The organism is Robinsoniella peoriensis (assembly GCF_000797495.1).
Taxonomy (GTDB): domain Bacteria; phylum Bacillota; class Clostridia; order Lachnospirales; family Lachnospiraceae; genus Robinsoniella; species Robinsoniella peoriensis.
In genome coordinates this window covers 107,268-124,311 of the sequence record NZ_JTGN01000012.1, presented here as the reverse complement: position 1 = coordinate 124,311, position 17,044 = coordinate 107,268, and the positions used below count along the sequence as shown (strand labels likewise).

Sequence of the window (17,044 nt, the reverse complement as noted above, 5' to 3'; positions counted from 1 at the left end):
GAGGAACGAATGAGTACATTATCTCTGGAGAAAAAATATGCGGCGGCATCATCAGCCGCGGAAAAAACTGTTAGAAAGAGAATTCCGGGAGGGATAAAACCCTATCTCTTTCTCCTGCCGGCTATCGGACTGATCATTTTCTGGACTTACAAACCTTTGCTGCAGACTCTGCAATACAGCATGTACAAATGGAGCATGGTGCCGGGGACTGTGCCTGAGTATGTTGGATTTCAAAATTTCGTAAAGTTATTCCATAACAAAGACTTTGTTCCTGCGCTTAAAAATACCCTTATTTATATATTGGGGATGCTGCCGTTTTCCATTGTACTGCCGCTTTTTATAGCCGCGGCTACACAGGACTTAAACGAAAAGGCAAAAAAGATTTACCGTGCAATCTTTTTTATTCCCATGATTATGGCTCCGGTAGCCGTGAGTATTATTTTTCAATGGCTGATGCATCCTAGTAATGGATTAGTGAACCATTTACTGCAGACAATGGGGCTTACCGGGGAGAGTATTGCTTTTTTTGCAGACCAGAAATTTGCCAGACTGATGATTATACTGATTTCCGGGTGGAAAATGATTGGATTTAGCACCCTGATGTTTTCCTCTGCCTTAAGCGGGATTGATACACAGTATTACGAAGCTGCGAAATTAGATGGTGCAGGGAGTATCCGGAGGTTTTTTGATATGACACTGGTTTTACTGTCACCCACCGCAATGCTGATGCTGATGGTCAGCGTACTCTTTTCCAGCCAGTGGTCTTTTGCTTATATCGATGTACTGACTCAGGGTGGGCCCTTTGCAACTTCAACCAATATCTATTATATGATGTATAAGTTTGCGTTTGGAGATCTGAATGTAGGTCTGTGTGCAGCAGCGGCAACACTGTTTCTCGTTTTATTTGGAATCATCGCACTGACGATGCAAAGGCTTACAAAAAAATATGCCTTTTATGACAATTAGGAGGATGCGAAGATGATGAAGCGTAAAATGTTAAATGGCGTTAAGCATGGTCTTTTGATCCTGTTATCTTTTCTGGCAATTTTTCCGTTATACTGGATGATTATCTCTTCTTTAAAAGGTGAGGCAGAAATTTTTAATTACCTGCCGCTTCCCAAAGAATTTACTTTAAATAATTATTTTTATGCATTTTCTCAAATGCCGATTCTGAAAATGCTATTTAATTCCATCGTAATCAGTATCATTGAAACAGCCGGACAGGTATTTACCTCGGTACTGGCAGCCTATGCCCTTACCAGATGGGAATTCCGGGGGAAGGGGCTGGTCTATGCTTTGCTGACTTTAACCTGGCTGATCCCTTTCCAGGCAATTATGGTACCCAATTATACCCAGATCAACAATATGGGCCTGAACGGACAGCTGTTCGGCATTGTACTTCCCTATCTGGCATCGGCATTTGCCTGTATTTCTATGTACCAGGCGTTCCAGTCCTTTCCCAGAGCCTTAATCGATGCGGCAAGAATGGATGGGAGCGGGGAGATTCAGATATTAAAAGATATTGTGCTGCCGAGCATGAAAGCATCCATCGCATCACTTGGAATCCTGCTATTTATCAATTCCTGGAATGATTACATGTGGCCCATGCTCATAGCTAAGAAGCTGGAAGAGGCGCCCATACAGATTGGGCTTAAAATGTTTGTAAGTTCTGATGTAAATCTGTGGGGATCCATGATGGCAGCTACAACAGTATCCTGTATTCCGATTTTTCTGATCTATATGGTATTGCAGAAAAATATTGTGGACTCTTTTATGAAATGGGGAATCAAATAATGAAGGTGCCGGAAGATAAAATACGCCCGGACTTTTACAGATGGAGGATGAAATTATGTTAAACAATCAGGAAGTATCAAAACCGCTGGATTTAGAAATGGCATACAATGTCAGGGATTTAGGTGTGTATACTAATTGCAGGGGGGAGAAGTTAGTACAGAACCAACTGTACCGGGCAGACGGGCTGCACAGCCTCACCGGACAGGATCAGGAAAAATTAAAACAAGCCGGTATAGCGGCAGTTATTGATTTGAGAAGCTGTCAGGAGGTGCAAATACTTCCCTGTGTTTTTTGCAATGCAGCAGATGTAGATTATCACCAGGTGCCGTTACTGGATCAGATCCAGTCAAATGGGCTGCAGGGAGGATTTCCGGATAGTATGGCGGGGCTTTACATTGAACTTTTGGAACACAGTAAGGAAGAGATTGCAAAAGTAATGAGCATTATCGCCGGCTATCCTCACCAGGCAGTGGTATTTAACTGTACTGCAGGTAAAGACCGGACGGGAGTTATTGCTATGCTGCTATTGGATCTGGCTGAGGTAGAGGAAAAATTGATCATTGCAGATTATGCAGCCAGCGAAGAAAATATAAGGCCTCTGTTTGAAAAACAAAAGAAACAGTTGTTAAGTGCGGGAATCAAAATGCCGGAGTATCTGTTCGCCTCCAGACCGGAAGAGATGGAGCAGACTATTCAATATCTGAAAAGACAGTATGGCAGTGTGAGAAAATATACGGAAAGCCTGAATCTGGACAGGGAAGAGATGTATGCAATTCAGAGGAAAATGGAGGGAAGTATAAGATGAGCAGTGTAGCAGTAAAAAATATCGTAAAGAATTTTAAGGACATTCAGGTATTAAAAGAGATATCTATTCAGATACCGGACGGATCTTTTACGGTGTTGTTAGGACCTTCCGGTTGTGGAAAATCTACGCTGCTCCGCATCATTTCCGGATTAGAAAAAGCGGATGCCGGGGATATCTGCATTGGAGAGCGCCTGGTCACAAAGGTGGAACCGAAAGACAGGGAACTGGCGATGGTTTTTCAAAACTATGCGCTGTACCCTCATATGACGGTGCGTGAAAATGTAGAATACGGATTAAAAGTGAAGAAAGTGCCTAAGGCAGAGCGGAAAGAAAAGGTGCAAAAGGCGCTGGAGATGGTAGAGCTTACGGATCAGGCGGATAAGCGTCCCGCACAGATGTCCGGGGGCCAGCGGCAAAGAGTGGCTCTTGCAAGAGCTGTGGTCAAAAATCCAAAAGTATTTCTCATGGATGAACCCCTGTCTAACCTGGATGCCAAACTGAGAAACCAGATGCGGGAAAAAATAACGATGCTGTATGAGCAGCTTAAAACTACTTTTTTGTATGTAACCCATGATCAGGTGGAAGCGATGTCTATGGGGAGCAATATTGTGATCATGAATCAGGGAATCGTCATGCAGCAGGGGACTCCAAGGGAGATTTATACCAATCCGCGCAATGTATTTGTAGCCGGATTCATAGGCTCTCCTCCGGCAAATATCATCCATTGGAATATGGGAAGCGTTGCGGTCAGGCCGGAACACGTTAGCTTAAATCAACCGCTGATGGAAGGAATTCATCTAAAGGGCGAAATAAAGACGGTAGAGCAGCTGGGCAGTGACAGTATATACAGTGTGAGAACCGAAATCGGCAATATCAAGGCGAAATCCGTCTGCTTGTGGGAAGATCAGGATAAGCTTGCAGATGTTTGTCTGCCTTATGAACATATTTTTTATTTTGATGAAGCAGGGGACCGGATTCAGGGGGATAAGATCTGCCAGAGGAAGTTTGCGGATTTTATAAATGGCATTTAAAGTTATTTCCCTGTAAGCAGCTTCAAATGGGTAAAATCCTGTTTGCAGCTGCTTTTGTTTTGAGAAAAAATATCATTGTTGCCGTGAGACAACCCTGATTTCATTAGCAACTGCGGTGAGTTATGGAAATATATGGATATAAACGGTGCGCAAAAGCAACGAAAATAAGTATTGCAATTAAAAATATGCAGTAATATAATGACAACCAGTTAGCAAGTGCTAATTGGAACTAATAATTTATATTTAACCCAAATAGGAGGGAACACATTATGAACAGAATTGCAAAAAAATTATTCGCAGCAGGATTAGCAGGAAGCATGACACTTAGTATGGGACTGACTGCATTTGCAGCAGAACAGCAGGGACCATTTGATGCAAAATTGTATAAAACAGGTACTACGACATTATCCATGGGTGATGGGGCACTTTTGGATGCTGTATATACTGAGACTTCAGGTGGGATTCAGGTTACGGTAAATGTAGATGAAGGTTTTAAGGCTTATGGGATGAGCGGGTCTCTCACAAAAGTATATATGGATACGGATGGGGATGGTGTAATCAATAAAGATGTGAATGTGGTAGCAGACCGGGACGGTAATGGTAAAACGGATGCTCTTATATTTACTTACACGGGTCCTGTATCAGATATAGAGAATTTAAAGATAATAGGTGATTTTACAATCAGCGTATTAAATTTGATGCCAATGAATTCTATCGGTGATCTGGTGATTGAAAACCATGCAGAATAGCAATATTGTATCCATATAAATCAGCATTGGTTGTTTAAGGTATAAGTAATCATAAAAAATATTTGTGAATGTATATGATTATCGATATCACAAATTGAGAAGAATTTTCGTTTATACGTAAATTCTTCTTAATTACTGTTTAGAAAAGAAAAAAACGGGAGGAAATCATGAAAATAATACTAAAAAAAGGCATAGCTGTTATGCTCGCATTGGTCATGGTTATGACTTGTTTTTCTTTGGATGTATCTGCAGCGGAGGAAAAAACCGTTTTGGAACAATTTCAAGAAAAACTGGAATATGCTTTGACTCTAAAAGAAGAAGATTACACACCGGAAACGTGGAAACCATTTAAGGAGTATGTATTGGATCAAATGGCGGTCAATCCGGACATAGCTACTTATCCGGAGAGTGTAATTGAACATTATCTAAATTCCATTACTGCGTATCTGGATCAGTTGGAAGAAAAGGAAAAGACAGTTTATGAGCAATTGCTGGAGAGAATTAGTTATGCAAAAACCCTGAAGGAAGAAGATTATACGCCGGCTTCCTGGAATTATTTTTCGGAATTTATGCAGGGGATAGAGGGGAATGAATATCTGGAGCCCATGGCAGCCATGTTTCTTGGCGGTTTAAATGCAGCCATCGATCAGTTGGTACCGGTGAATTCAGATACTACCACATTAGAAGACGGAGTGTATTCCGTGGGCTTATCCCTTTGGAGAAATTTTCAAAAAAGTGTTGATTTTTTCACACAGGAAATTCCGGTCCCGATTGTGAAAAATGGGATGATTACGGCAAAAGACGGTAAATATACATTAACATTAAAGATTTACCATTATTCTGATATGAAGTCCATAGAGGTATTAAAACCCGAATATCAAAAAAACCAGACAGCTGATGACTGGACTTTACTTTATAACTTTGGAACGAAAGGATTTTTACATAACTTCAATCCTTTGGAGAGCAATTTACATCCAAACGTTATAAATAGATTTTCTGCTGAAAATGATAATTTCTGGTCGGATGTGAAAATGGAAGAGGATTCTGATGATTCCGTTTATGTTTCGTTTGAAGTGAACGATTTATCCCAGGATATCTATGGAGACATTGTTTATTCTGTAGAGAAGAATGACGAAGAATATTATCTGTTCAATTATTTTTTGGCATCCTTAGATGTAAGCAGCATAAAGCAAATGCAGGAGCTTCCGCTTGCAGATAGTGAAGGAGAAGCGGGCTGCAGTAAAGGAGTGCTTTATGAGGCTGACGCACTATGTTTCCCGGATGAGTTGGGGAGATATACAATTTCCCAGGGAAAGATGACTCTGACCTACAGGTTTGATAACAAAGAGCAGCAGGAACAGATTAAAGATCCGGTAAAATTATACGACTGGAATAAGAATCTTATAAACTTGACGGATGAAGGTGAATTTTCGGCTGTTTACGAAAATTATAAAGATTTAATTTTTGGAAAAAGGTACTTGCTGATATCGAATCTCCTCAGTACCACATATCGCGCCTATGATATGATCCCCCAACTGGATGTCAAAACAATTTCATTGGAAGATCCCCAGTCAGGCACCATACTGGAAAGCAACAATTATGTGGTCTCTGAAGATGCCACGCTGAAATCAGAAGAAGTTACAGATAATCCGGATGAGTGGGATTTATATGATGATATCGATAATAATATAGGGGGCATAGCCAAAAATATACTGGCTTTCCGCTATTATATACAAAGCGGTGAGAATAAGATAACAAAACCAACACAAAAAGTAACTTTTAAGTTTAAGATACCGGATGACTGGGATAAGACAAGAATCCAGTTATTCAGAATGGCAGCAGAGGGTCCGGACTTAAGCGTTCAGGGCGGAAAAGTGGAAGGGGATTATTATGTAATCCAGACCAACGACATATCAAATTATGCCTTATATGAAGTTAAAAATGCAGACCAGGATGCACCAGAGCTTTTAGATGGAACCTATACTGTCCCTGTTACCGTATGGCATATCGTGGATGAAGGAAAACAGTCCATGTCTTCTAAATGCGTTGGCAAAACAGCGAAAATCGTAGTGAAAGACGGTGTGAAGACCATGTGGCTGGATTACCGTATGGTGACCAATGGATTGCTAGAGTCTTATATGACGGACATGTGGTATTATGACAAGGATGTAACTTACGATGCCGCAGGATACCCTCAGGGTGAGATACATCGGGTAACCTTTAACTCATATTTTAAATATGATGACGGATCTTATCTCACAGATATATTCAATGAGGGAACAGGGAGGTATTACCCTAAGACCGGATATTTTGTATTGCCCAGCGATAAAGCACAATTCCCGGTAAGGTTCCGTGTTCCGGTCATGGATGGATTTTCTGAAACCGGAGACAATTCCCAGGATGCCAGATTTTCTATTGACTATGCAAATATTAAAAAAGTATCAGATGATACGCTAGATCCAGCTCCGGAAGAGATCCCACCGTCAGGACAGCAGACAGTCCTTGTAAATGATGGTATTTATACAACAGACAGTGCACTTTGGATTATGCGTTCTAACAGTGAGAGCGAATATAATGGTGTCATCAAAGGAGCGCGCCTTGCAGTTAAAGGTGGAAAAGTTACCGCATTTATTGATTTGCAGTCAGTAAAAGCAGGTTCGGGTGATATCTGGCTTACAAGTCTCAGTTACCAGGATGGGGAAGCATATAAAGATGCAGAAGTTACGCAGAAAGACGAAGATGGGAATATTACACAGGTAAAACTCACCCTGCCTTCCAGCGTAACATGTACAAATGTAAAGGCATCGTTCTCTGATATCAGTGAGGAAGGCCGTATATTCCTGGATCTTAGGAATGTAAAAGAACAACAGTCGGATAAGACCGGCTTAATGGAAAAACTTGCAGAAGCAAAATCTTATGAAAAAGACGGGTTTACGGCAGATACCTGGGAAAAGTTACATAATGCAGTGACCACTGCCCAGAAAATAGCAGATCATGCTGCTGCAAATCAGACAGAGATTGATGAACAGACAACATTACTGGAAGCTGCCATAGCAGGACTGATGCCTGCCGACAAACCAGGAGAAGTAAAGAAACAGGCTCTCAGAGAAGCACTAAAAGAAGCAAAAACATTTGAGGCAGAAGACTATACAGAGGAAAGTTTTGCCGATTTACAGGCAGTTATTGCAGAAGCCCAGGCAGTTGCAGATGATAGAAATGCGGATCAGCAGTCTGTAGATGCACAGGTAACTGCAGTGCAGGCGGCGGTGGCATCCCTTGTGAAATCCCAGACACCGGAAGCGGCAGATAAAACGGCACTGGATTTAGCACTTGAGAAGGCAAATTCCTATACAGAGCAGGGTGCCTATACAACGGAGAGTTTTCATACCCTGAAGACAGCGATAATTTCAGCATCTCTTGTAAATGAAGATGTAAATGTCTCCCAGGAAGCAGTTGACCGGCAGAGTGCTTTATTAGATGCAGCCATAAATGCATTAATAGAGAATACAAAAGGTGTATTGAAAGACGGTACTTACATCATCCCGGCAATTCTGCGCCATTCGAGTAATCAACAGGATTCAATGGGAAATGCAGCGCTTATAAAACCATCCACACTTACTGTAGCAGAAGGAACTGCAACAATAACCATGGATTTTGAACCTTTGACCATTGCAGCATTTGGAAAAGGATATTTAGCAAGATTACAATATCTGACTTATGAAGGAGATGAATATCCATCGGAAGACAGTGAATTAATCCCGCTGACCGTGGACGCTCAATATACCGATATCTATGATGCTTACAATGATCCGGAAACCGGTCTGGATGAGAGTATAAAAGGACAGTTCTATCCGAAAACCATGTCAATGCCGGTTGCCATTGATGATTCTGAAATCTGGATGCAGGTGTACGTCCCTATTATGGAAAGCATCAGCGAAGGAGCAGGAACACAGTTTGCAAGACTGCAATTAGACTGGGATAACCTGGCATGGAAAGATGGCGGCGGAACAGATACCACCGTACTGAAAGCACTGATTGAAACGGCTGGTTCCCTGGAACAGGGTTCTGCATCCGATGAACTATACGGAGTACTCACCGCAGCAATCCAGTCATCAACTGCACTGGTGAATAATATACGTGCAGAGGAACCGCAGATTCAGGCACAGGAAAATGTTTTAAAGCTTGCTGTGGAAGCGGTAACAGCGGATTCCCAGGGAGCGGACAAAACGGTTCTTCTGCAAAAACTGGAAGAGGCAGAGGTGTATCTTGGACAAACACGTATTTACACGGCCCAGTCATTGGCAGTACTACAGAATATTTATGATAAGGCAAGGGTGGTCTATGACAAAGAAAGGGCATCTGAGTCTGAAATTACCGCCATAATAAATGCACTGAATATTGCTGTTCAGGGTCTTCATGAAATCGTAAGACCGGATGTGACGGATCTGAATCAGAAAATTAACAGTGCAAAAGCAATCCAGAATACCGGTGGAATTTATACGAAGGCAAGTTTTGCGGCTTTGCAGACAGCGATTGGAAAAGCGCAGTCAGCTGCAGAGGATGATGACAGAACCCTGGAAAGCGTTCAGGCGGCAATTAACCAGTTGCAAAAGGCAGTAACAGGATTAGTGAAGACCAGCATAAGTCTGGATAAAAAGGCTGTGTCCATGACCGTTGAAGAGACAATAACATTAAAGGCTTTCGTAAATGAAACCGGCACTTCCATTCAATGGACATCTTCGAATCCTAAGATTGCATCTGTTGATAAGAATGGAACGGTAAATGCCATTGCGCCAGGAAGCATAACCATCAAAGCAACTATAAACAGTGTAAGTTCAATCTGTAATATTACAGTCAAAGCAAAAGAAGTGAAACCAGTGCCAAAGCCTACAGCATCTCTGTCACTGAATAAGAGCAAGCTAACACTCTATACAAAAGGTGCCAAAACCTTTACACTAAAAGCAGCCGTTACAGGCAGCAGTAAAAAGGTAATCTGGAAATCCAGTAATACTAAGGTTGCAACTGTGAAAAACGGCAAGATCACAATTAAGAGAAAAACAGGAAGTGCAAAGATTACTGCAACTGCAAACGGAATCACCAAGACCTGTAAGCTTACAGTGAAAAAACCAAGTCTGAAGCTGGCGAAATATAGTAAGACCCTGAAAAAAGGAAAAAGTATCCGGATATCCGCCAAAGCTTTGCCAGGGGGAAAAATCAAATACAAGTCAGATAATAAAAAAGTAGCAACGGTAACCAGTAAAGGACTTGTGAAAACAAAGAAAAAAGGAAATGCGAATATTACAGTAAGCTGCAATGGAATTAAGAAAATTTTCAAAGTCAAGGTAAAATAAAATATACGAAAGAGCGTATCGAACAATTGATACGCTCTTTTTGCAAATGGAGTGATAAAAGCAATTATTAATCACATGCTGAAATTATCACAAGGCTATTAAGTGCTTATAATGAGAAAATATATCACAAGTTGCGTTGGAGCAACTACGAAACGCCTTGTAAATAAAGGCAAAAATGGATATCATCTGGAAAAACAGTTGCACAGCAGCAACAAAATAAGGATTGCAAAATATTCCAGCTGGCTATATACTGTTGGAGTCAAAGTTAGCTATGGCTAATTAAATACATACAGAAAGAAACCAGGAGGAATCAGTAAGATGAAAAGAACGACAAAAGCAAAAGGTCTGTCAGTGTTGATGGCAGCAATGATGACCATGAGCTCTTTTTCGGCAGAGGCGTTTGCGGCTGAGCAGGATACAGCAGATTTGATCGTGTCACAATATCAGCAGGAAGCAGTGTATAACCTGCAAGAAGAGTTATTTCAGGTAAGCGCCCAGTTTTGGAAGGCGGATAAAGATGAAGTTTCCATGTCCAATGGAATTATAAAAAGTGCCAGATTCATATCAGGGGACGGCGAAATGCAAGTGTACCTGGACGTACAGAAATTAACAGTCAGTATGGGAGGGAATGAGATCAGTGCATATATGCAGGGTCTGCAGTATAAGTCCGGCAATGAGGAAAACTCCTCAGCATCAGAGTATACAGATGCCGAGGTAACCGCACGTGACCAGGACGGAAATATCGCTCAGGTAAAACTGGTACTTCCTGAGAATACAGGACTTACTGATATTATGCTGGACAGCGGTATGATGGGGACACAGGGGGCAAGATTATATCTGGATCTGGAAAATGCAGTATTGCAGGATATCGACAAATCAGCGTTAAATGACCAGATTCAAAAAGCATCTGATTATGAGGAAGCAGCATATACACCAGAAAGTTACACAGTTTTTACAGAAGCATTGGCAGCAGCCGTTAAGACGGCAGCAGATCCTGCTGCATTCCAGGATGAGATAAATAACGCTTCACAAACTCTTGCGTCAGCAATAGCCGCACTGGTGAAGACGGCAGATAAGGAGTATTTGCTTAATGATGGTCTTTACAAAGTTACGGCACAGTTCTGGAAGTCAACAGAAGATGAATTGTCCATGTCCAATGGAATTGTAAAGTCCTGCAGAATTTTATCTGAAAACGGACAAATGAAAGTTTATCTGGATGCCCAGGCTTTATCGGTAGAGATGGGATCGCAGGTCATAACTTCATACATGCAGGGGCTGCAGTATTTAAGCGGAGATGTATATGTGGATGCAGATGTGACAGCCAGAGACAGTGAAGGGAACATTTCCCAGGTCGAACTGGTTCTTGCAAAAAATACGATACTGACAGATATCAAACTGGACAGCGGAAGAGTGCAGCCGGCGAGATTATATCTGGATCTGGAAAATGCAAAAGTCCAAAATGTGGATAAGAGCAGCCTGAATGCACAGATACAGTCAGCATCTGAATATACAGCGTCTGAATATACGGACGAAAGTTTTCAAAATCTGCAGACAGCCCTTCGGGCAGCGAAAGCTGTAGCTGAAAGCCCCATTGCAATGCAGCAGGAAGTATCTGATCAGTCAGATGCACTGATGGCAGCGGTAAACGCACTGGTAAAAAAAGCGTCAGTGGCAGATGGAAATTACACTATTCCGGTCAGCGTATGGCATGCGTTAGCTGAACAGCCTTCCATGGGAAATGATGCGGTTATAAAGACTGCAGATCTAACTGTGAAAGATGGAAAAGGAATCTTAAAACTGACATTGCTGCCTGTTGATTTACAGGGGTTAAAAGGTTACCTCGGGTGGATGAAAAAAGTAACTGCAGATGGAACTGTAGATGCAGAAGTGCTGTCCACCTTTGATGTCTATGACAGTTTTAACGATAAGGAAAATGGAACAGATCCCCAGATGAAAGGAAAGGCATATCCAAGCAGTCTGTCATTTCCGGTTGACATAAATCTAAATGAAATGGAAATTCAGATGTACATACCGATTATGGAAGGTATACAATCTGGATCAGGTACACAAAATGCCCGTTTAAGATTAGACTGGACAAAGCTTACCCCAGTTAAAGAGGAAGAGCCGGCAGTAGATTTTTCTGCTTTAAACGCAAAGATTAACAGTGCCAGAGCAATCAACAATAACAATGGAATTTATACAAAGAGCAGCTTTGATGCTTTACAGAATGCCATTGCCAAAGCTCAGGCGGTTGCAGGCAATAAGAACAGCAAGCAGGCGGATGTGGATCAGGCACTTCAGGAACTGCAAAATGCGGTGAACGGACTGGTAAAGGAAAGCCCTGTGCCCGCAGCAACTCTGGCATTGGACAAGAGCAATATCACTCTCTATACCAAGGGCAGCACTACCGCTACATTAAAAGCGACTGTGACAGGAAGTAGTCAGGCAGTGACATGGAAATCCAGTAATCCGGCTGTTGTGGAAGTCTTAAACGGAAAACTGACAGCAAAAAAAGCAGGTACTGCAGTGATTACCGCCACAGCTAATGGCATCAGCAAGACTTGTACGGTAACCGTAAAAGCACCGGCTTTAAAATTAAGCAGATCCAAAGCAACCCTTTATATCAATGGAAATAAGACAATAACCCTGAAGGCAGGCGTAACAGGTGCGAGCAGCAAAGTGACCTGGAAATCCGCCGATAAAAAGATTGCAGTGGTAAAGAACGGAAAAGTAACGGCGAAAAAGACCGGGACAGTTAAAATAAAAGCTACCGCAAACGGCATTACGAAGACTTGCACTATCACAGTTAAAAAGCAGAAGCTTCAAATTAAGTCATCTTCTATAGAATTAAAGAAGGGCGAAAAAGTTAAAATCGTGGCAAAGGCAGTGCCAAGTGGAAAAATCACCTATACATCCAATAAGAAAAAAGTAGCAGCTGTAACCAGTAAAGGTGTTGTAAAGGCGAAGAAAAAAGGAACTGCGAAGATTACGGTCCGGTGTAATGGACTGAAAAAAACAGTTACAATAAAAGTGAAGTAATTCCAACAGATTTTAATTTTAACAGGGATGCGGCATAAGATATGCGGCATCCCCTTTTCGGGAGGAGTGAGCGTATGAGAACAGAGCTGACACCGGTACGTGTGAAAATTCTGTTAAATATTTTGAAAATGGAGAAAAACGAATTAAGTGCGGCAAATATAGCAAAAAAACTGCATATTTCCAAGTCAACGGTAAGCCGTGCGGCAGACAGTTTTGCAAATGAGAAAATACTGTATGAAAAAGAGTTAAAATTTACGCCTTATGGAGAAAAACAGGTCAAAAGAATTGATCATGAAAAAGAGATCCTCCAGAACTGGTTTATCAGTGAAGGCGGAATGTCTTTTCAAGAGGCAGAAGATCAGGCGATTCATCTTTTGCTATGCACTGCTGACCAGACCAGGGAGCTGCTGATCGAAAAACTGGCAAGCGCCGCTAACAGATGTGCCCTCTGCGATGTGGATGGATTCTGTGAAAAGTGTATTGACTATCTTCTGGCTGACGGGGAATATTCTATTGCTTATACGATTTATAAAGATAATTCCAAAGAACATCTCCAGGTATCCATGGCAAATGAAGGCTTCTGCCACCCTGGCATTCTACGTGTGAAAGATGGTGTGGGATACGTATATCTGAAGTCAAAACGGCTGGTTCGCCCGCTTCCTACGGGAAAAGGAATGATGTCCGGACAGGTAGATGAGGTGGCATATCTGATGAACCATCAATTTCAGGCAGCAGTACGTAATAACAATATATGGAGCTTTCCTACTTCCTGTATGAAATTTACCTACAATAAAGGAGAAGGGGTCTTGCTTGGAAGTGCTCCTCTGAAAATGAAATGTTCTTCAGGCAGTATGTATATGCCCGAAAGTGTAGCAATATTTACTATGGCACTGGTGCTGTAAAGGATACCGAAATGATAAGATTTATCATAGTTGCGCAGGTGCAACCCGGTATTTCCTTTATTAAATGCGCTGTGGTAAGGATTTTACATAAAGTCAGGTTGCATGGGAGCAACTTTTTCTTTCCTTGATCATATTTAATTTATCATTATAATAGAGAAAAGAGGTTAGCCGAGACTAACGACAGGGCGTGTCTGAATCATTATTGCACCCAGGCATAAGTGATTAAGACACGTTCTGATACAGAGATTATAAAAATAGGAGAGTGAAACATGAAAGGTATGATAAAAAGAGCCATTGCACTATTTTTGGCACTATTAGTGATCGTTACTTCCTGTCCATATGAGGCCATGGCCGGGGAAAAGGGAAGTCTTCAACAACTTCAGGGAAAATTGGCTTATACGCAAGCCTTATTGCAGGAATTTGAAGGTGATATCCAGACATGGCTGCAGCCATATATTGACGGAGCCCATGCAGTTGCGGATGATCCGCAAGCTTCAGATGAAGAAGCAAGAACACAAATGGAAACATTGGACATGGTGATTGAGACCTTAAATACATATGAAGAAAGCCAGGATCAGACAACACAGGCCAAATCAGGAGGTTTATCCAAAGCAGAAGGTTCGGAAGGTTTCAGCCAGAATTTGTCAGAAGCAGAGTTAAAAGGCCAGGAATCCCAAACCGACCCGTCGGCTTTAAATGAAGCAATTGCACAGGCAGCCGGGATAGCTAAGGGAAATTATACCGATAAGAGTTATGATGCTCTCAAAAAAATAGTGACAGCAGCAGAATTAACGGTAAATGATGCCGCGCTTAATCAGGAGACGGCAGACATTTATACATCTGCAGTCTGGGCGTCTATAGCAGCGCTGACAGAAAAAACGGTAGAAGGAAAAATTCTGGATGGCATTTATACCATTCCTTCTGTTTTAAAACATGCAAATAACAGGCAGGATTCTATGGGAAATGCGGCTCTGAAAAAACCATCTCACTTAACGGTAATAGACGGAAAGGGGACGTTAACTCTTGATTTTGTATCCTTGTCCATTGCCCTTGGCACCGGCTATCTGGGACAGTTTTATTACCTTACCTATGACCAGGAAGGCTATCCGCCTGCAGGTACGGAAGTTTTTTCCCCAACGGTGACAGCTTATTATGAAGGGGTATACGATACTTATAATAATCCGGTAAATGGAATTGACGCGTTGATGAAAGGAAAGCTTTATCCTAAATCCATGACCATGCCCGTGACACTGGGCGACAGTGAGATCTGGGTTCAGGTATATGTGCCAATCATGGAAGGCATCTCAGCAGGAGCTGGAAAACAGTTTGCAAGACTACAGCTGGATTATGGAAACATGGAGCAGGTTTCCGGATTGGATTCAGATAAATCCATACTAAATGCAATGATTAACCGGGCGAAAAACGTTGCCCAGGGAACGGCTTCCGATGAGGTATATGCAGCTCTGCAGGCATCCATTGCAGCTTCGGCAGAACTGGCTGCCAATATGAATGCATCCCAGGATCAGGTAAATGCCCAGACAGACGCACTGCAGTGTGCAGCAGAAATAATTACCGGAAAAATTTTAATCACTGATAAAAGTGCTCTGGAGGCAAAACTTGCAGAAGCGAACGCGTATTTGTCTAAGACGAAAGAATATACGGCTGCATCCCTGGCATCTTTAAAGAAAATAATTGAAACAGCGGAAACCGTTTTCGGGAAAGAAGATGCATCCCAGGCAGAAATTGACGGTCAGGTTACAATTCTGGAGCAGGGGGTTGCAGCACTGGTAAAACTGGCTGATAAGACTGCACTAACAGCAAAGATCAAAGAGGCACAGGGCTATCTGGAGCAAACCGGTGTCTATACCGAAGAGTCCTTAAATGTCCTGAAAAGCGCAGTCGAAGGCGCCAAAAAGATTTCTGACAATGCCCAGGCGGTTCAAAGCGATGCAGATGAAGTTGTGAAATCTCTAAATTCAGCAATTGCAAACCTGGAAAAAAAGAAAACGGCAGATAAGAGCAAGTTAAAAGCGAAACTGGAAGAAGCTGAAAAACTGGCAGAACAAAGTGATACATATACGTCATCTACCCTAAAAGCACTGAAAACGGTGATGAAAGCAGCACAGGCAGTTTATGACGCAAATGATGCGCCCCAGACATCCATAGATGCACAGACAGAGGCTCTTACGGCTGCAATCAGAGGTTTAAAGAAAACCACGGATGAAACACTGGACTATAAGAATTTAAAAGATGGTGTCTATTCTGTTTATACGGATATGATTAAGACAGACCGGGTCAGCAAGTCCATGTCCAATGATGCCATTAACCATACAATTAAATTAACGGTGAAGGATGGAACGTACAATCTGACTCTGGATTTTACAGGTCTTAAAATTAATGGCAGTTTCGGTTATTTAAGTAAATTGAAGTACTATGCAGATGGGTACACCTATGACTCCCTTGGAAATCCCCAGGGGACTTTAAAGGACGTAACCGTACTGACAACCCAGAAAGACAGCGATGGCAATGTGGTTGTGGATATCTATAATGATGCGCAAAGCCCATACCCGGACACCGTTTCTTTTGAACTGGTAAATACGGCTTTGAACGATGAAAATGGATTAGTACCCTTACAGGTATTTGTGCCTATCATGGATGCTATTTCTGCAGGAGCAGGTACGCAGAATGTATTGATGAAATTAGACTGGACTACGCTGAAAAGCACAACGGATGACGATCCGGATTTGCAGCCGGATGATCCCGCAGAGCAGTCACCGGCATTTGATAAAACGGTAAATGGGGTTCGTATAGCAGCCGAAAAAGGAATGATACCCGAAGGTGCCAAAGCAGAGGTTACAGAGATTGCCCAGGGAGAGGAGTATACCAGTGCAAAGACAGCACTTTCATCCGTGTTTAGCAATTTTAAACTTTACAAAATTACCCTGAGTATGGACGGGAACGAAATACAGCCCGAAGGTTTTATAACGATCAGTATTCCACTGGGCAGTTTATCCGGAACAAAAGCCGGAGTTTATCGTGTGAACAGTGACGGAACGAAATCTCTTTTAGCGGGCAGCGTGGAAGACGGGATGTATGTATTCAAAACAAATAAGACCGGGCTGTTTGCAATTGGTGAGAAGACAGCTTCATCTATTACACCAAATACAAATAAACCCACTGTAAATATCCCGAAAACATCCGCGGGCACAACCCCAAGCACAGGCGGTACGGCTGTAAAAACAGCAGCAAATGCAAAGACAGGAGATACAACACCGATCGTACTTTTTGGAATGTTGTTTATGGCATCACTTGGGATTTTATCCTTAGCTGTTAGCAGAAGACTGAAAACAAGGAATAGGTGAGCAGAATGAAA

The 17,044-nt window shown here is 42.1% G+C and carries 9 protein-coding genes; all 9 read left to right on the top strand.

Translation table 11 applies throughout. The features are described from left to right. Positions 1-9: 9 nt before the first annotated feature. The 9 genes from QR40_RS22065 (at position 10) to QR40_RS30180 (ending at position 17,033) form a co-directional block, all read left to right on the top strand. Positions 10-966, top strand: coding sequence for a carbohydrate ABC transporter permease (locus QR40_RS22065; RefSeq protein ID WP_044296769.1), 957 nt, complete (start codon positions 10-12; stop codon positions 964-966). Positions 967-978: 12 nt separating this feature from the next. Next, on the top strand, positions 979-1,794 hold the full coding sequence (locus tag QR40_RS22060) for a carbohydrate ABC transporter permease (RefSeq protein WP_027293946.1): 816 nt from the start codon (positions 979-981) through the stop codon (positions 1,792-1,794). 55 nt (positions 1,795-1,849) lie between these two features. Continuing rightward, positions 1,850-2,599, top strand: coding sequence for a tyrosine-protein phosphatase (locus QR40_RS22055; RefSeq protein ID WP_027293947.1), 750 nt, complete (start codon positions 1,850-1,852; stop codon positions 2,597-2,599). Further along, positions 2,596-3,630, top strand: a complete 1,035-nt coding sequence (locus QR40_RS22050; RefSeq protein ID WP_027293948.1) for an ABC transporter ATP-binding protein — start codon at positions 2,596-2,598, stop codon at positions 3,628-3,630. Before QR40_RS22055 ends, QR40_RS22050 begins: the two co-directional genes overlap by 4 nt. Positions 3,631-3,899: 269 nt before the next feature. Continuing rightward, positions 3,900-4,379 (top strand): hypothetical protein, encoded by a 480-nt coding sequence (locus QR40_RS22045; RefSeq protein WP_027293949.1) that lies wholly within the window; start codon positions 3,900-3,902, stop codon positions 4,377-4,379. A 167-nt stretch (positions 4,380-4,546) separates the two neighbouring features. Continuing rightward, entirely contained in the window at positions 4,547-9,730 is a 5,184-nt protein-coding gene (locus QR40_RS30190) for an Ig-like domain-containing protein (protein ID WP_052431000.1), read from the top strand. Between the two features lie 318 nt (positions 9,731-10,048). Beyond that, positions 10,049-12,769, top strand: a complete 2,721-nt coding sequence (locus tag QR40_RS30185) for an Ig-like domain-containing protein (protein ID WP_052430999.1) — start codon at positions 10,049-10,051, stop codon at positions 12,767-12,769. Positions 12,770-12,843: 74 nt separating this feature from the next. Then, a complete protein-coding gene (locus QR40_RS22030) occupies positions 12,844-13,671 on the top strand; it encodes an HTH domain-containing protein (protein WP_027293952.1) in 828 nt (275 codons plus the stop codon). A gap of 269 nt (positions 13,672-13,940) precedes the next feature. After that, positions 13,941-17,033 (top strand): sortase B protein-sorting domain-containing protein, encoded by a 3,093-nt coding sequence (locus tag QR40_RS30180; RefSeq protein WP_052430998.1) that lies wholly within the window; start codon positions 13,941-13,943, stop codon positions 17,031-17,033. Positions 17,034-17,044: the final 11 nt, after the last annotated feature.